The sequence below is a fragment of the Rhodanobacter sp. C01 genome (genome assembly GCF_002001045.1).
Taxonomy (GTDB): domain Bacteria; phylum Pseudomonadota; class Gammaproteobacteria; order Xanthomonadales; family Rhodanobacteraceae; genus Rhodanobacter.
Window position 1 is genome coordinate 151,989 of record NZ_MUNR01000006.1, and the last position, 16,207, is coordinate 168,195.

General features: G+C 63.4%; 14 protein-coding genes. 7 read left to right on the plus strand and 7 right to left on the minus strand.

The features are described 5' to 3' along the window. Positions 1-173: 173 nt before the first annotated feature. On the plus strand, positions 174-1,226 hold the full coding sequence (locus B0E50_RS03345; RefSeq protein WP_077439707.1) for a histidine kinase: 1,053 nt from the start codon (positions 174-176) through the stop codon (positions 1,224-1,226). A 131-nt stretch (positions 1,227-1,357) separates the two neighbouring features. Here the strand turns inward: B0E50_RS03345 and B0E50_RS03350 are convergent, their stop codons facing one another. The 5 genes from B0E50_RS03350 to B0E50_RS03370 form a co-directional block, all read right to left on the minus strand. Next, positions 1,358-2,038 (minus strand): Fe2+-dependent dioxygenase, encoded by a 681-nt coding sequence (locus B0E50_RS03350; RefSeq protein ID WP_077439708.1) that lies wholly within the window; start codon positions 2,036-2,038, stop codon positions 1,358-1,360. Positions 2,039-2,180: 142 nt separating this feature from the next. Next, complete coding sequence (locus B0E50_RS03355; RefSeq protein WP_077439710.1) at positions 2,181-4,520, minus strand: catecholate siderophore receptor Fiu; 2,340 nt, start codon at positions 4,518-4,520, stop codon at positions 2,181-2,183. A 384-nt stretch (positions 4,521-4,904) separates the two neighbouring features. Continuing rightward, complete coding sequence (locus B0E50_RS03360) at positions 4,905-7,049, minus strand: M13 family metallopeptidase (RefSeq protein WP_077439712.1); 2,145 nt, start codon at positions 7,047-7,049, stop codon at positions 4,905-4,907. Positions 7,050-7,182: 133 nt separating this feature from the next. Next, positions 7,183-9,012, minus strand: coding sequence for a M14 family metallopeptidase (locus B0E50_RS03365; protein ID WP_139350741.1), 1,830 nt, complete (start codon positions 9,010-9,012; stop codon positions 7,183-7,185). 2 nt (positions 9,013-9,014) lie between these two features. Further along, entirely contained in the window at positions 9,015-9,692 is a 678-nt protein-coding gene (locus tag B0E50_RS03370) for a DUF502 domain-containing protein (RefSeq protein ID WP_077439716.1), read from the minus strand. Between the two features lie 168 nt (positions 9,693-9,860). Here B0E50_RS03370 and B0E50_RS03375 point away from each other — a divergent pair, with 168 nt between their 5' ends. Further along, the gene (locus B0E50_RS03375) at positions 9,861-10,388 is read left to right on the plus strand and encodes a sigma-70 family RNA polymerase sigma factor (protein ID WP_077439718.1); all 528 of its coding nucleotides are present in this window, start codon (positions 9,861-9,863) and stop codon (positions 10,386-10,388) included. After that, the gene (locus tag B0E50_RS03380; RefSeq protein WP_077439720.1) at positions 10,385-11,056 is read left to right on the plus strand and encodes a hypothetical protein; all 672 of its coding nucleotides are present in this window, start codon (positions 10,385-10,387) and stop codon (positions 11,054-11,056) included. Before B0E50_RS03375 ends, B0E50_RS03380 begins: the two co-directional genes overlap by 4 nt. 6 nt (positions 11,057-11,062) lie before the next feature. Here the strand turns inward: B0E50_RS03380 and B0E50_RS03385 are convergent, their stop codons facing one another. Then, positions 11,063-11,515 (minus strand): DUF4442 domain-containing protein, encoded by a 453-nt coding sequence (locus tag B0E50_RS03385; RefSeq protein WP_077439722.1) that lies wholly within the window; start codon positions 11,513-11,515, stop codon positions 11,063-11,065. A 100-nt stretch (positions 11,516-11,615) separates the two neighbouring features. Continuing rightward, positions 11,616-12,485, minus strand: coding sequence for a thioredoxin (gene trxA / locus B0E50_RS03390; protein WP_077439724.1), 870 nt, complete (start codon positions 12,483-12,485; stop codon positions 11,616-11,618). Positions 12,486-12,622: 137 nt separating this feature from the next. Here trxA and B0E50_RS03395 point away from each other — a divergent pair, with 137 nt between their 5' ends. Genes B0E50_RS03395 through B0E50_RS03410 form a run of 4 tightly spaced genes read left to right on the plus strand, consistent with a single transcriptional unit; the run spans position 12,623 to position 16,155 of the window. Beyond that, positions 12,623-13,240 (plus strand): paraquat-inducible protein A, encoded by a 618-nt coding sequence (locus tag B0E50_RS03395; protein ID WP_077439726.1) that lies wholly within the window; start codon positions 12,623-12,625, stop codon positions 13,238-13,240. Continuing rightward, positions 13,237-13,860 carry a paraquat-inducible protein A gene (locus B0E50_RS03400; RefSeq protein WP_077439727.1) on the plus strand — a complete coding sequence of 208 codons (624 nt, stop codon included), beginning with the start codon at positions 13,237-13,239 and terminating at the stop codon, positions 13,858-13,860. Before B0E50_RS03395 ends, B0E50_RS03400 begins: the two co-directional genes overlap by 4 nt. Then, the gene (locus tag B0E50_RS03405) at positions 13,853-15,538 is read left to right on the plus strand and encodes an MlaD family protein (RefSeq protein ID WP_077439728.1); all 1,686 of its coding nucleotides are present in this window, start codon (positions 13,853-13,855) and stop codon (positions 15,536-15,538) included. The genes B0E50_RS03400 and B0E50_RS03405 overlap by 8 nt, the downstream gene beginning before the upstream one ends. Continuing rightward, entirely contained in the window at positions 15,535-16,155 is a 621-nt protein-coding gene (locus B0E50_RS03410; RefSeq protein WP_077439729.1) for a PqiC family protein, read from the plus strand. The genes B0E50_RS03405 and B0E50_RS03410 overlap by 4 nt, the downstream gene beginning before the upstream one ends. Positions 16,156-16,207: the final 52 nt, after the last annotated feature.

Here is a 16,207-nt window from a genome sequence, read left to right on the forward strand (position 1 = left end):
CTGTCGAGGCGATCAGTGCGACAGGACGCAGCAGGAAACCTAGTGTGGTCGGTGCAGATTGCTCACATCGCAATCGGACAACCGGAGCAACGGATTGTCGACGTGAATGCGTGCAGCGCATGCCGTTGCGACTCACCCCAGGCCTCATCTGCAAATACGGCATACTTGGCCGCATGCGTGACTCTCGCCCTGTCAGCGGCCCGCCAAGCCCAACCGAATACGGTCCTTTGCCGGATTTCTGCAGTTTGCCCATGATGTTCGCGCTGCTGGTGATCGCAACGCTTGCCGCAACGACGATGTGGTTGGCATCAGACAACCGGCGGGATTGGAGCAGTTACAGCATCAGCATCCTGTTTGTGACCTGGCTGGCCCTGATGATCGGGCTGGTGTTGTGTGCGTTGCGTTCGCTGCTGCAGCGATTGCCGAGACAGATGCCTTATGTAGGAGCGTGGCTGGTAATCATGCCGATCGTGGCTGGCGCCAGCGTGGTGGCGCACGAATTCAACGATGCTCTGCAGTTGCAGCTGGAGCAGAGCGACCTGGGTATCTTTGTTCGCGACAACGTGGCGATCGCGGCCTTGCTTGGTGCGGTTATGCTGCGCTACTTCTACGTGCTGACGCAGTGGCAGGCCCGGCTGGCGGCCGTCACGCGGGCACAGGTCGAGGCGTTGCAGGCGCGCATCCGCCCGCACTTCCTGTTCAATAGCATGAACACGGTGGCTGCACTGATCCGGGTCGATCCTGACGCGGCCGAGCGCACGGTGGAGGACCTGTCCGAGCTGTTCCGCGCTGCGCTGGGTCAGCACATCACTGGTGATGGCACGCTTGGTGATGAGCTGGCGCTGGTCGAGCGCTACCTGGCGATCGAACAATTGCGTCTGGGCGAGCGTCTGCGTGTGCAGCGCGAATTGGATGACCTGCCTGCCGACTTTCCATTGCCGCGGCTGTTGTTGCAGCCACTGGTGGAGAACGCGGTTCGCCACGGTATCCAGCCATTGCGCGAAGGCGGCGACGTGACCTTGCGTGGACGGCGCGATGGCAACGGAGTGCGTATCGAGATAGGCAATCCGTTACCGGTCACACCACCCGAGGCAGGCAACGGTCACGGTCTGGACAGCGTAAGGCAACGTGTTGCTTACCGGTACGGGCCGCTGGCCAAAATACAGGCGGGGCCGCAGGGAAATCGTTTCGTGGTACTGCTGCAATTGCCAGGGCCACGTCAGTGATGCATATGCGGATGGTCGTCAACAATTGACCAATCATCGCGTTTAACTTGGTAGACGCTCATGCCGCCGACAGAAGTTCATCGTGCATGCCCATCAGTTGCTTGATAAGTTGAGAAACACAGGCGAGTCGCTCAGGTCTCGGCCCACTGCCGCAGCAAGTTGTGGTAGATGCCGGTCAGTTGCAGCAGCGCATCGGCATCGGCGCCGGATTGGGTCAAGGTCTGGATCGAGCCGTCCAGCTCGAACAGCAGACGGCGGCGGCCGTCGTCACGGACCAGGCTCTGTACCCAGAAGAACGAGGCGACGCGCGCGCCACGCGTGACCGGTGCGACCCGATGCCGGCTGCTGGACGGATAGACGATCAGGTCACCGGCGGGCAATTTCACATCGTGCTCCCCGTAGGTGTCGCTGACGATCAGCTCACCGCCGTCGTACTCATCCGGTTCGCTAAGGAACAATGTGCAGGAGATGTCGCTGCGCAATTGTCCGGCCTCGGCCGGGAGTGCCATGACCGCGCCGTCGACGTGGAATCCGTAGTGACCACCGCCTTCGTAGCGGTTGAAGCGCGGGGGCAGCGTGCGCAGTGGCAGGGTCGCCGCGTGATAGACCGGATGTCGCGCCAAGGCGTACAGCACCAACTGGCCCAGTCGCTGCCGCAGTGGCGAAGCATCCGGCAGCTGCTGGTTGTGCTTTACCTTCGCGCCCTGCGCACCGACGGTTTCGCGACCGTCCGTCCAGTCGGCGGCATCCAGCGCGCTGCGCAACTGCGTGATCTGGTCGCGGCTGAGGACTTCGGGAATATGCAGCAGCATGATGGGTTCCGGTGTTGGGTTGCTGCCCTCGAGTCAGCCCATGGCTCAAGGGCAGGCGACGTTCGAGCGGACGGTATTGCAGCCTCCGCGCCGAAGCCCTGTCTCTTGCATTCTCCCGAACGGCGGGGTCTTCGGGCAGGGATCAGAAATGGAAGTTGGCCGTCAGCATGGCCGAGCGGGCGACTCCCGGAATATAGCGGTAACCGCTCTTGTTGATCGCCGCGACGTAATCCTTGTCGAACAGGTTGTACACGTTCAATTGCAGGTCGAAGTGTCTGTTGACCGTGTAGCTGGCCATCGCGTCGAACACCCAGTAGTCCTGCGTATAGGCAGGCGTGCCGATCGCACTGTCGGTGCCACGCTGCAGCTCGCCGGAGTAACGTGCGCCGCCGCCGATGGTCAGGTTGAACGGCAGGCGGTAGGTGGTCCACGCGGTGAAGGCGCTCTTCGGGGTATACGCCAGCGCGCTGGAACCGTCGGAGGTCACCGAGTTGCCATTGACCACCTTGGTATTCATGATCGTGTAGCCGGTGCTGAGCGACCAGTTGTCGGTGAGCTTACCGACGGCGTTGATCTCGATGCCTTCCACGCGTTGCTTGCCGATCTGGTCGTACACGGCGGAATTGGTTGGATCCTGCACCAGCTGATTGGTGACTGTGGTGCGGTACAACGCGCCGGTCAGCAGCAAACGGTCGTCAAGCACGTTCCACTTCGTGCCGATCTCGGCGGTGTGCGCCTTCTGCGGTTCGAGGTCGGGATTGTCCAGGCTGTTGGCCGAGCTGCTGAAGGCAAGCGTATTGCCGCCCGGCGGCTCCTGCGACATGGCGAAATTGACGTAGATGCTGCCGTTGGCGGTCGGCTTGTACAGCACCCCGAGCTTGTAGTTGGGGAGGTTGCCGGAGACGCGGGCGTCGATGCCCGGCACGACGCTGCCGGCCGGCAACGCACCGCACGCGGGTGTGCTCTTGCCGCCACAGACCACGGTGCTGTTGAAATCGGTGCTGTAGTGATCCAGCCGTGCGCCCGCATTGATCTGCCACTGTTCGCCGAACTTCATGGTGTCGAACAGGTAGGCTGCTTCGGTGTTGGTCTGGCCGCTGGTGAAGGTGCCGTTCGGGCCATAGATCAGCCCGCCGACATCGGCGTCGGGATCGTAGAGGTTGGCTGCCGGCCAGGTGCTGCCATTCAGCGCGACGATGCCCAGTGCAGTGGCTTTTTCCTGGGTCAGTTCGATGCCGGCACTGAGGTTGTGCGTGATGGCGCCCGTCTCGAAGTTGGCGGTGAGGTTGGTCTGGTTGGTGGCGATGCGATTGTTCTGGTGTTTGAAGTTCGGATTGCTGCGCGCCACGGTCCAGGTCGACGGGTCGGTCGGATCCGGGGTCAGCAGGTTGGCCGCGGTTGCCATGAACGAAGTCAGCAGATAGTCCTGCCGCGTGCGGCCCCAGCGCAGCGTGTCGTGCAGCGCGAGGTTGTCCGAGAAGTCGTGCTGGATGATGGCGGTGAACATGTCCTGCTGGTCACGGTCATGATCCTGGCTGGTGCCGTAGAAATTGCTCGGGTCAACCGCCGGTGCGTCGGCGAGGAATGCGCGTGACGGATCAGGGCTGCTGTAACCGGGCAGGCCGATGGTCGAGACGCCGCCGTCGGGAATGTTGTTCTGCTTGATGTGCAGGAAATCCAGATACACGCGGGTCGGCGTGCCCAGCCCGAAAGCCAAGGTCGGCGCGATGCCCCAGCGATTGTTTTCCACGTCGTCGCGCCCGGGCACGCCGCTGTTCTGGCCCATGACGTTGAGCCGGAATGCAGCGCTTTCGCCGATCGCCTCGTTCCAGTCGGCCGTGCTGCGCTTCTGGTCGGCACTGCCATAGCTGACCGAGCCGGAAACGCTGTTGCCCAGCTGCGGCTGCTTGCTGACCATGTTGATCGCGCCGGTGGGGGCAGTACGGCCGTACTCGGTACCGTCCGGGCCCTTGGTCACCTCGATCTGCTCGATGTTGAACACGTCGCGCGAGATCGTGCCGAGGTCGCGCACGCCATCGACGAAGATGCTGCCGGAGGTATCGAAACCGCGCATGTAGATCGCGTCGCCGGTGCTGGTCGAGCCGTTCTCGCCGGCGTAGAAGGTGCCGACGCCGGGGCTGTTGCGCAGCGCCTCGGTCAGCGTGGTGGCACCCTGTTGCTGGATCAGCTCCTTGCTGATCACGCTGATCGTCTGCGGGGTGTCGAGGATCGGCTGGGTGAATTTGGGCGAGGAGACCTTGTCGATCTTGTAGTCGTTGGGGGTGGCTTCCACCTTGACGCTCGGCAGGGTCTTTGCGTTGGCAACCTGTGCGTCGTTGTCGGGGTTGCTGGCCGGCATGTCGGCTGCCGCCGCGGGCATGGCCAGTGCCAAGCCGGTAATCAGGGTGGCGGCCACCATGCCGGAGGCCTGGGGTGACTTGCGCCGTGCTGCGGGATGTTTGCGGCTGGTGATGAAAGGCATGGGGATTCCGTGGATGAATGGAGCGTCGCGTATCGACAGGGCCTGGCGGGTCTGGCGAATGCGGATTTCGCAATGGCTGGATGCAGGTGTTCAGGTCAGCAGGCGGCACGCGCAGTGGGTGACTGCGTGGCTGTGCAAACCCCGGTAATCGGTGATCTGGCCTGTGCGGTGCAGCGGTTCGCGTGCACCACATACCCTGCCAGAGCAGATGCACAAGATATTTTTAATGAGAATGATTTGCAATACATGTCTTGGGCAGATGCATGCCGCCGTGACGGTATACAGCGCTGCATGAGTGTTCCGATCAACGAAAAGGGCCCCGCACTTGCGTGCGGGGCCCTGGTTTTCACGCCGCGCTGAGCTGCGGCATGCCGTCGTGACGGCTTACCAGATCTTCACCTGCTTGTCGTCCGGACGCACCATCGCGTCGCCAGCCTTGCACTGGAACGCGCTGGCGAACGCCGGCATGTTCGACGGCGCGGCGATGGCACGCAGCGAGGCGGGAGCATGCGGATCGGTGTTGAGGTACAGCACCGCCTGCTTCTCCCGCACGTTGCCACGCCACACGCGCGCCCAGTTCAGGAAGAAGCGCTGGTCTTCGGTGTAGCCGTCGATCTTCTGGCTGGCTTCCTCGGGGTGTGCCTTCAGCGCGGCCTGCAGGGCGTCATACGCCACGTTCATGCCACCCAGGTCAGCGATGTTTTCGCCGAGGGTCAACTTGCCGTTGACGTGCAGGTCCGGCTTGTCCTTGAGCGGCGCGTAGGCATCGAACTGGTCCACCAGCTTCTGCGTGCGGGCGTCGAACTTGGCGCGGTCGTCCTTGGTCCACCAGTTCTTGTTGTTGCCGGCACCGTCGAACTGGCTGCCCTGGTCGTCGAAGCCATGACTGGCCTCGTGACCGATCACCGCGCCAATGCCGCCGTAGTTGATCGCGTCGTCCGCCTTGGCATTGAAGAACGGCGGCTGCAGGATCGCGGCCGGGAAGTTGATCGTGTTGTCGGTCGGGTTGTAATAGGCGTTGACCGTCTGCGGGGTCATGCCCCATTCCTTGCGGTCGGTCGGCTTGCCGATGTGGGCGAGGTCGTACTCGTAGTTGAACTTGGCGGCCGCCTGGACGTTCGCGTAGTAGTTGTCGGGGGTGACGTTCAGGCCCGACCAGTCACGCCACTTGTCCGGGTAGCCGATCTTCGGCAGGAAGGTATTCCACTTGTCGATCGCCTTGGCCTTGGTCTCGGCGCTCATCCAGTCGAGGTTCTCGATGCGGGCCTTCAGCGCATTGCGCACATTGTCGACCAGTTCCTGCGCACGCTCCTTCGCCTCGGGCGTGAACACCTTGGCCACGTACAGCTGGCCAAGCGCCTCGCCCATCGAGCCGTTGACGGCGCCCAGCACGCGCTTCCAGCGCGGTTTCTGCTGCGGCTGGCCGGCCAGGGTCTTGCCATAGAAGTCGAACCTGTTGTCCTGGAAGTTCTTGCTCAGGTAGTTCGATGCATCGTCGATGGTGTGGAAGCGCAGGTAGGCCTGCCACTGGCTGATCGGCGCGCTGGCGAGCTGCTTGTCGAACTCGGCGAAGAACTTCGGCTGCGACAGCGAGAAGCCCTTGTCGATGGTCACGCCCTGGGCAGTGAAGAACTTGTCCCAGCTGAAGTGCGGGGTGACTTGGTCGGCGGCCTTCACGCTGACGAAGTGATATTCGTTCTTCGGATCGCGTTCCTCGACCGGCGACAGCGAGGCGGCGGCCAGCTTGGTCTCGAACGCCAGCACGTCATCGGCCTGCTTCTTGGCATCAGCTTCGGCCACACCGGTCAGTTCAAGCGTCTTGGCGATGTACGCAACGTAGGCATCGCGGATGTCCTTGTACTTCGCGTCGCTGTAGTAGTCCTTGGTCGGCAGGCCCAGGCCGGCCTCGTTGGCGTAGGCGATCTGCATGTCGGCATGCTGGAAGTCGGCGCCGGCGCCGAACTGGAACACCTGGCCGTCGCCCTCGGCGTAGCTCTTGGTGATGTAGTCGGCGACGTCGCTGCCGCTCTTCAGGCCGGCGATGGCGTCGAGCTTCGGCTTGATCGGGTCGAAGCCGGCCTTCTCGATGGCGGCATCGTCCATGCCCGACTGGTACAGGTAGCCGATCTTCTGTTCGATCGAGCCGGCCTTGGCCTGCGCTGCATTCTTGGAGGCGGCATCGACGATGTCGTGCTGAGTGTTCAGGCTGGCATCGGCCAGCTGGTCGAAGGCACCCCAGCGGGTGCGGTCTTGGGGGATCGGGTTGGCGGCGACCCACTTGGCGTTGACGAAGCCGTTGAAGTCCTGGCAGGCGTTGATGGTCGGATCCAGCTCGCTGACATCGAAGATGCTCTTGCCGGTGTCGACGGCTGCGCTGGTGCTGGCAGCTGCCGGGGCAGTGCTGGCGGCAGCGGCGGTGCTGGCAGGGGGCGGCGCCGGGGCGGCGGCCTGTTCGCTCTTGCCGCAGGCGGTCAAGGTCAGGGCCAGGCTTACCGCCAGGGCCAGGGGCTTCAGATACTGCTTGGTCATGGATGTCCCTCTGTTGAGTAGGTCGCCCATCGGGCGGGTAGGTGGGTCGTCACTGGCCGTATCCTGCTGGTTTCTCCCCAAAACGCGGCCATGCCTCTCTCACGCTAGGTCAAACGTCATGACCCAGACAGTGTCAAAGGTCAGGGGGTGCCAGTGTCGTGGCGCGCGCTGCCTGCAGGCTCAGCCATTGGGCGGCATCAAGTCGCAGAACCGGGTAGGCGCCGACATGCTGGGCGGCATACCACGGCGAATGGTCGAAGAAGAATTCGAGCCGTGCTCCGGAGTCAGCGGCGAAGGCGGGATCCTCGTGCAGTTTGCGCTCGAATTCGGCCTTGAGCGATGGATCCTTCTCCAGCATCTCGCGCGCCAGTTTTTCCAGCACGCGTGGCTCGGCGTATTCCTTGGCCTCGAAGATTGCGTCGAGATAGCCCCAGCGCAGCAGCGAGTCGGGTGCCTGCGGTTCGAGCAGGTTGATCGCCACGTTGGCGGTGCGCTGATCCAGCGGCACGATCACCGAGCCGGCTGGCAGCGTTACCTCACGTGGCACCGTATGCAGGGCGAAGTCGCGCAGCATCAGGTGTCCCTCGAACGACTTGCTGGCCCAGCTTGGATCATCGAGCTGATAACCCTCGGCGTGGATCGTCAGCGGATGATCGATGCGGCGGTATCGGATGCCGTGTGCATCGAGCTTGTCGATGATGGTCGTCCACTGCGCCGGCACCACGTACGCCGCCGGCGGGGTGATCGAGAGATCCGGCAGCAGGCCATTCCAGTTGTCGATGCTGTACGTCTTCGGCTGGCTTGGGTCGTACTGGATCCATTCGCTGTTGGAAATGTCGCTGTGGGTCAGGGTGAATGCATAGCCCTTCAGCTCGAACTTGGTCGATTGCGGATCCGGCTTGAAGGTCAGCGGCACGCGGGCTTGTGCATCGTGGGCGCGGGCAATGGTGTCGGCGTCGGCCTTCGCGGTGGTTGCAAGCAACGAGGCTGGATGCTGGTTGATCTGCTCCAGCATCAGCTCGACCAGGTCGTACACGGCGTGCACACGAACGGCGTACGGCTTGAGCATGTGCGTTTCGATCAACAGCGCAGGCCGGTTCTGCAGCGCGGCGTAGCCGGTGGAGAAACGCTGGCCGGAACCGAAGTTCTCGATGCCCTTGCGCGGGTCGCGACCGTCCTTGAACTCCAGATAGATTGAGGCCAGGTGGCCGCGCTTTTCATATGCAGGTATCGCATGGTTGACGATCATGTCGTGCTGCCATGCACTCACCGCCGGATCGAGCTTGTGCGGATCCTCGGTGTACCAGGTCAGGTCGTACTGGTAGTCGGCGCCGTCGGTGGTGTGCACGTCGATCAGGAAGTCCGGCAGCCAGTGTTGCCACAGCTTCAGCCACGCGAGCATTTCCGGCGCGTCGGCTTTGACGTAGTCGCGGTTGAGGTTGAGGTACTGCGACTGGCCGCGAAAGCCCATGCTGTCCGGGCCGTTCTGGTTGATGCGGTGGTACGGCGACGAATTCTCGTGGCCATCGACGCTGAACACCGGGATGTAGACCAGCACCAGATGGTCGAGTACGTGCGGGTACTTGTGGGTGACCGCGATATCGCGCAACAGCATCAGCCCGGCGTCCTTGCCCTCGATCTCGCCGGGGTGGATACCGGCCTGCAGCAGCACGATCGGTTTGCCGGCCTTGCGCGCGGTGGCGGGATCGAACGTGCCGTCGTCACTGGCGATCACCACGGTCATCGGCCGACCTTCCGGCGTAGTGCCGAAGGTTTCCAGGCGAATCACGCCCGGTGCCGCCTGCTGTAGCCGTTTCAGATAGACCAGAGTATCGGCATAGCTCGGCGTGGTGCGGAAATGCGCGGCCTCGGCCGGCGTGATCCAGTCGGTGGCGTTCGAGCCGGTAGCGTGCACGACCATGGTGGCAACACCCAGAAGGGTAGCCAGCAAGACATGGCGCAGACTCATGCGTGATCCTTGGGTTCGTCGTGTCGAAGTGTTGCGGGCGAGGCAGGCAACGTATCGGGCGCCACCGCGCCACCGGAAATGATGAAGGCCATGGCCTGGTCCATCGTCCAGTCAGTGGGGGTTAGCTCATCCAGTGGCACCACTTCGAGATAACCGCCGGTGGGGTTCGGCGTGGTCGGGATGAATACCGCCGCCATCTCGCGGCCGGTGCCCTCCTCGATCATCACCCGGGTGACGAAGCCGACCACTTTCATGCCGCGGCGCGGAAACTCGACCAGCACCACTCGCTGCACGCCGGAGGGCTTGTTCTGCAGCACAGCCATCAGTTTCTTGGTGCCACCGTAGATCGTCTGCACCACCGGGATGCGCGCCAGCAGGCCGTCGAATGCGTTGATGAAACGTTGGCCGATCACCCGGTTGGCCAGCCAGCCGAGCAGGTACAGCGCGATCAGGGTGATCAGCAACGCGATGATGAAAGTCAGCCATTGCGTATTGAGCGTGTCGGCTACGCGCGGTGCGACCAGCGCCAGCGCATTGAGCAGGGCACTCACCAGTGGGGCGCCGATACTGGCCAGCAAGCCCAGCACGAACTTGAACACCAGCCAGGTCACCCATAGCGGGATGAAGGTGAGCAGGCCGGTCAGCAGATAGCGTTTGAGACGCAGGGGGCGCATGGGCGGGTTTGGTCGGAGAAGGGAGTTCTCATTGTAGGGGACGATGATGGCCTGTCATGTTGCCGCTGCGATCCGCGCATGCCGGCGTTGATGGCATCGTCATTGCGCCACTGTGATTTTTTTCGCGTCCATGCGAATCATGGGTGGAACGGAGGGGAAACGACGTCCATGACTGCCAGGCAACACCAGCAACGCTTCGAGTCGCTGCTGCACGAACATCGCAAGATCGTGTTCAAGGTGGCTGGCCTGTACAGCCGCAATGCGGCCGATCGCGACGATCTGGTGCAGGAGATCAGCACGCAGCTCTGGCGTTCATTCGGTGGCTATGACCCGGCACGGGCGAAGTTCTCCACTTGGACGTATCGCATTGCACTGAACGTGGCGATCTCGCAGGCACGGCGCGAGCGCTGGTCGGAGGCTGATCGTTTCGAGCCGCTGGAAGCACACCACCTGGAAACCGTCGGTGGGGGTGAGGGCATCGCCGAACAGGACGAACGGTTACAAGCACTGTACGCGTTCATCGGCCAGCTCGATCCGCTCAATCGCGCGCTGATCCTGCTGTATCTGGAAGACCGCAGCTACACCGAGATGGCCGAGATCCTCGGCATCAGCGAAACCAATGTGGCGACCAAGATCGGCCGCATCAAGCAGAAATTGCGCGGACAGATGACCGCGACGGCAAGCACTGGAGCATGACGATGGAACTCGACGAGATGAAATTTGCCTGGCAGGCGCTCGATCGCCGACTGGAGCAGCAGCACGCGCTGAATGTGCAGATTTTCCGCGACAGTCGTATGGACAGGATGCGCCGCGGACTGCGGTCGCTGGTGTGGGGGCAGGGAGCGCAGATCGCCTTGGGTATCGGTGTGATGCTGTGGGGCGTGGCGTTCTGGAGCACGCATACACATATATGGCAGGCGATGGCCTGCGGCATCGCGGTGCAAGTATTCGGCATCCTGACGATCATCTTCTCGGTGCGAGTGCTGTCCCTGCTACAGGGCATCGACTATGCGGCGCCGGTGCTGGAGATCCAGCGGCGGCTGGCGACGCTGCGTGCATGGCGAGTCGGGGTGGAGGCGCCGGTGTTCGCCGTGCTGGGCAGCGTGGTCTGGATTCCGGTCATGCTCATGCTGATCCAGTACGACTGGGATCGAATGGGTTACGCCGACTGGTGGGGTCGAGCCCCCGGGCTGGTGCTGTGGATGGTGCTTTGCGGCTTCGTCTCGCTGGCCGTGGTCGGATTGGCATATGGCCTGATCCGCTGGGCGGGTCACCGGCGCTGGCTGGAGAACAACTTTGCCGGTCGCAGTGTGCAGAAAGCGGAATCTGTCCTGGCAGAGCTCAAGCGCTTCGAGAGCGAATGAGCACGTTCAGCGCGCTTTCGGCTTCAGCCGCACGTAGAGCTGCTTGCGCACTATGGCGATGACCTTGCCGGAGGCGGTGGTCACCTCGGTCTCGAACCAGCGCAGCACTTTCTCGCCACCGGTTGCCGCGGTGCGCAGTTCGTCGACGACCGCCGGTTCCAGCCTGAAGTGCGCGTAGACATCCTCGTAGCCGGGTGCGACGAAGTCGATCGTGCCTGCCTTGTCCCACACGTAGTAGTCGGTGCCGAGCTGGTGCATGGCCAGCAGCATCCAGAACGGGTCGACCATCGCGAACAGGTTGCCGCCGAACTGGCTCTTCACGTAATTGCGGTTCCACGGTCGCAGCCGCAGCACCACCTTCGCCTCGGTGTAGTCATCACTGAGGGATTGCAGGCGAATGGAGTTGAAGAGGAATGGCGGCCACAGGTTGAGCAGGCGGCGGAAGGTGGCAGCGCGCATGGAAGCTCGTCAGTTCGGGGATGGACGACATCTTACCCGAACGTACGCTCAAGTATGGAATGCGCGGGTGCGCTCCTGCACAAGGGTACGCATCGGGTGGTCAGAACAGCAGCGATGCCATCCGGCGCCGATACCGTCCGACCAACTCGGCATTGTCGAGCGTGGCGAAGGCGGCGAGCAGACGCTTCTTCGCCTGGCCATCGTTCCAGTCGCGGGCTTTCTGCAAGATGAGCAGGAACTGCTCCAGACCGGTCTCGGCGTCGCCTTGCAGCAACAGATGCACGCCGAGCTGGTCGCGTGCCACCCAGTCGCCGGGGTCGGCCTGCACGCGCTGCTGCAGTTCGGCCAGCCCGGGGGAGTCTTTCAGCGCTTGGGCCAGTTCCAGTTCGCTGCGCAGGCGCACGGCGCGGGCATCGGTGGCAAGGTTGGCCGGCAAGGCTGCGAGTCCCGTTTCGGCGTCGGCGATCTGGCCGGCACGCATCAGCGCCAGCGCGAGGTCGAGCTTCAGTTCGGCCTTGTCCGGTTCGGCGATGATCGCCTGCTGCAGTCGGTGGACTGCCTGCTCCGGGGATTCCTGCACGACTTCATCGGCGGTTTCGGCACTCTCGGCGGCTTCCAGCGGTTGCACGTGACGCGCCAAGAATTCACGCAGTTGGCCCAGCGGCAACGCACCGGCGAAACCGTCAAGTACCTGGCCATCCTTCACCAGCACCACGGTCGGTACGCTGCGGATGCCGAACATGCCGGCCAGCTCCTGCTGGGTGTCCACGTCGACCTTGCCCAGCCGGAACGCACCGTTGTATTCGGCGGCCAGCTTTTCCAGCATCGGCCCGAGCGTCTTGCATGGTTCGCACCAGGTGGCCCAGAAATCCACCAGTATCGGGGTGGTCAGCGAGGCCTGCAGGACGTCGGCTTCGAAAGTTTGCTGATCCACGTCGAAGACATGGGAAACGGCAGTGGCATCAGTCACGAAAAGCTCCAGCTCGGCATTGACGGTTCAGATCAGGGCATTCGGCAGCATATCAAGCGGTCGCACGCGGTTCAGCGGCTTCACTCCAGATTTGCGAGAATCCGCGGATCGTCACGCCGCAACAAGGCATCGAGCGCATGGGCATGGCTGCACCGGAAAGTCTGCTGATCTGCGAACACTGCGACACGGTGTACCAGCGCCGTCCGCTCGTGCGTGGCGAAGTGGCGCGCTGCGCACGTTGCATGGCCGAGCTTGAACGGCACCAAGGGCTGAGCGTGAACGCGATGCTGGCGCTGGTACTGACGGCGATGATCGTATTCGTGCAAGCAAACATGTGGCCGATCGTGACGCTAGGCCTGAATGGCCAGTTCAGCGGTACCACGCTGTGGGGCATGATCATCACGATGTGGCAACAGCAGGCGCAGGTAGTCTCGGTGCTGGCCGCCTTCACGCTGTTCTTCTTCCCGCTGGTCAAGATGCTGACGCTGGGCTGGCTGCTGTGGTTTGGCCGCCAAGGGCGACGCGCGCCAGGTTTCGTGCCGCTGATGGTGGCGCTGCACCGGCTGGGGCCGTGGACGATGAGCGAGGTGTTCGTGCTTGGTGCGCTGGTGGCGATCGTCAAGGCGCACAACTATTTCGATGTGGTGGCGGATCCGGGCATCTATGCGTATGCCGCGCTGACCCTGTTGATCACCATCTTCGCCGGCGTGGACCTGCGCCAGTTGTGGGATCACACAGCGGAACGCCCGGCATGAACAGCTTGCCCCGCGCCGCCGAACTTGGCCTGATCTCCTGCCACACATGTGGCCTGACATGCCGCGACACGGGCGGCGATGACATGGCCTGCCCACGCTGCGGTTCGGCACTGCACCGGCGCAAGCCCGACAGCTACATGCGCGCCTGGGCGCTGCTGATCGCCGGGTTCCTGTTGTACATCCCGGCCAACGTGCTGCCGATCATGCGCACTGCCAGCTTGAACGACATCGACGACAACACCATCATCAGCGGCGTGGTCGAGTTGTGGGTCAAGGGGTCGCCGGATCTGGCGGTCATCGTGTTCACCGCCAGCATCGTGGTGCCGATGCTGAAGTTCCTCTCGCTGAGCGTGCTGCTGGTGACCAGCCAGCGCGGCAGCGGCTGGGCACGGGTGCAGCGTGCCAAGATATATCGACTGGTCGAGTTCATCGGCTACTGGTCGATGCTCGACGTGTTTGTGGTGGCGTTGCTGACGGCCCTGGTGCGCTTCGGCCTGCTGAGCCTGGTGGAGCCGTTGCCCGGCGTGATTTTTTTCGGCCTGACCGTGGTGCTGACCATGCTGGCCTCGATGAGCTTCGACCCCCGGTTGATCTGGGATGGCAGGGATACTGATGACTGACGACAGCCGCATCGAAAATGATCGGCCGGACGACGATGCACTGCCGCAACCGGTGGTGAAGCGACGGCGCTTCAATGCCTCGCTGATCTGGCTGGTGCCGGCGCTGGCGGCGTTGGTGGGGCTGTCGCTGGTGATCAACAACTGGTTGCAGGCCGGCCCGCAGATCACCATCAGTTTCCAGAGCGCGGAGGGCCTGGACGCCGGCAAGACGCCGGTGAAGTACAAGAACGTGGTGATCGGCCGGGTGCACAAGATCCGGCTGAGTTCCGACCACAAGCGGGTGCTGGTCAGCGTGGCGCTGGAGAAGAGTGCCGCAAGCTTTGCCACCGAAGGCACGCGCTACTGGGTGGTGCGTCCACGCATCGGACTGGGCGGCGTGTCGGGCATCGACACCTTGTTGTCCGGTTCCTTCATCGGTGTTGACGCGAGCGATTCCTCGACGCCGCAGGACGAGTTCAAGGGGCTGGAGATCCCGCCCTCGGTGAACCACGGCGCGCCCGGGCGCAGCTTCGCCCTGCATGCGGACGACCTGGGCTCGCTCGACATCGGCTCGCCGGTCTATTACCGGCGCATCCAGGTCGGTCGGGTGGTTTCCTATGATCTGGACAAGGACGGCAAGGGCGTCTCGCTGGGCATTTTCGTGGATGGTCCGAACGACAAATTCGTCACCCGGTCCACCCGCTTCTGGAATGCCAGCGGGATCGACGTGTCGCTCGGCGCCGCTGGCCTGAAGGTCAACACGCAGTCGCTGGCCTCGGTGCTGGCCGGCGGCATTGCCTTTCTCGATCCGCGCGGGCCGCACGACACCACGCCGGCTCCCGAGCTGACCCAGTACCAGCTGTTTGACGACCAGGCCACGGCGATGGCGCCACCTGATGGCGAGCCGCATTACTTCCGCATGCGCTTCGAGCAGTCGGTGCGCGGGCTGGCGGTGGACGCGCCGGTGGAGTTCCTCGGTATCAACATCGGCAAGGTGGTGTCGGTCAATCTTGATTACGACGACAAGACTCAGCGCTTTCCGGTGGTGGTGGGTGCGGTGGTCTATCCGCAGCGCCTCGGCAATGCCTACGACAAGCTGGAGGCGTTGGCAAAGGCGCGCGGCGAGAGTCCGGACCTGTCGCAACTGCTCGGGCGGATGGTCGACCACGGCCTGCGTGCGCAGGCACGCACCGGCAACCTGTTGACCGGACAGCTGTATGTGGCGCTGGATTTCATTCCGCATACCCCGGCGGTGACGTTCGACCCGAACGCCAAACCGCTGATCATCCCTACCGTGCCGGGCAGCTTCGACAAATTGCAGGAGCAGATGGCCGACATCGTCGCCAAGCTCGACAAGATACCGTTCGACAGCATCGGCCAGAACCTGGACAAGACCCTGGCTGGCCTCAATGCCACGCTGAAGCAGGTCAATGGCCAGACCTTGCCCGCATTCAAGGACACCTTGCAGGGCGTGCAGAAGACCATGGGTACGGCGAACGATGCGCTGTCCGGTGATTCGCCGCTGCAACAGAACCTTGGCGCCACGCTGGGACAGGTACAGCGCATGGCGCGTTCGCTGCGCGTGCTCACCGATTACCTCGGCGGCCATCCGGAAGCGCTGATCCGCGGACGACAGGCGGATCCGAAACCGGCCGCCGCTCCACCGGCAATACAGCCGCAGCAAGGGAGCAAGCCATGATCCGTAACGCAAAGCCGCTGTTCGGACTTGCCGCCTTGTTGCTGGCGGGATGTGCGTCGGCACCGCTGCATTACTACACGCTTGTTTCACCGGTCGACGAGTCAGTCGGTGGGCTGACTGCGCCGTCCGCAACATTATCGCTGCCGTTCGAACTGTTGCCGGTCAGCGTGCCGGCGCAGGTCGACCAGCCGCAGTTGGTCGTGCGCGAAGGCGGGCAGGGCGTGGCCCTGCTCGGCAGCGAACGCTGGATCGCACCCCTCGGTGACGAGGTTCGCGGAGCGCTGTCCGCTGATCTCGCGCGTGAGCTGCACAGCCAGGATGTCAGCGGGCTGCCGGGCAACGACAAGCCCGTGCTGAGGATCAAGCTGGACATTCGCCGGTTCGATTCGGCGCCTGGCAGCTATGCGCTGATCGAGGGCGCCTGGAGCGTGCGACTGCTGCATGGTGACCATTCTGCCGTTCTGGCCTGCACCAGTCGCGCCAGTGAAAGTGTCGGCCCGGGCTATGACGCGCTGGTGCAGGGCCACCAGCGCGCGCTCGGCGAGTTGGCCGGGCAGATCGCCACGGCGGCGCGCTCACTCGGCAGCGGCCAGATTCCTGCCTGCCCGGCAGGGTGACGGCACCTACCGGTTTTGTCCGATCCCTTGGCGCCCGGCCTGTGCTGGGCTA

Coding starts and splice junctions, on each gene's coding strand:
- B0E50_RS03345 (WP_077439707.1), top strand. CDS start 174: ATGCGTGACTCTCGCCCTGTCAGCGGCCCGCCAAGCCCAACCGAATAC.
- B0E50_RS03350 (WP_077439708.1), bottom strand. CDS start 2,038: ATGCTGCTGCATATTCCCGAAGTCCTCAGCCGCGACCAGATCACGCAG.
- B0E50_RS03355 (WP_077439710.1), bottom strand. CDS start 4,520: ATGCCTTTCATCACCAGCCGCAAACATCCCGCAGCACGGCGCAAGTCA.
- B0E50_RS03360 (WP_077439712.1), bottom strand. CDS start 7,049: ATGACCAAGCAGTATCTGAAGCCCCTGGCCCTGGCGGTAAGCCTGGCC.
- B0E50_RS03370 (WP_077439716.1), bottom strand. CDS start 9,692: ATGCGCCCCCTGCGTCTCAAACGCTATCTGCTGACCGGCCTGCTCACC.
- B0E50_RS03375 (WP_077439718.1), top strand. CDS start 9,861: ATGACTGCCAGGCAACACCAGCAACGCTTCGAGTCGCTGCTGCACGAA.
- B0E50_RS03380 (WP_077439720.1), top strand. CDS start 10,385: ATGACGATGGAACTCGACGAGATGAAATTTGCCTGGCAGGCGCTCGAT.
- B0E50_RS03385 (WP_077439722.1), bottom strand. CDS start 11,515: ATGCGCGCTGCCACCTTCCGCCGCCTGCTCAACCTGTGGCCGCCATTC.
- B0E50_RS03395 (WP_077439726.1), top strand. CDS start 12,623: ATGGGCATGGCTGCACCGGAAAGTCTGCTGATCTGCGAACACTGCGAC.
- B0E50_RS03400 (WP_077439727.1), top strand. CDS start 13,237: ATGAACAGCTTGCCCCGCGCCGCCGAACTTGGCCTGATCTCCTGCCAC.
- B0E50_RS03405 (WP_077439728.1), top strand. CDS start 13,853: ATGACTGACGACAGCCGCATCGAAAATGATCGGCCGGACGACGATGCA.
- B0E50_RS03410 (WP_077439729.1), top strand. CDS start 15,535: ATGATCCGTAACGCAAAGCCGCTGTTCGGACTTGCCGCCTTGTTGCTG.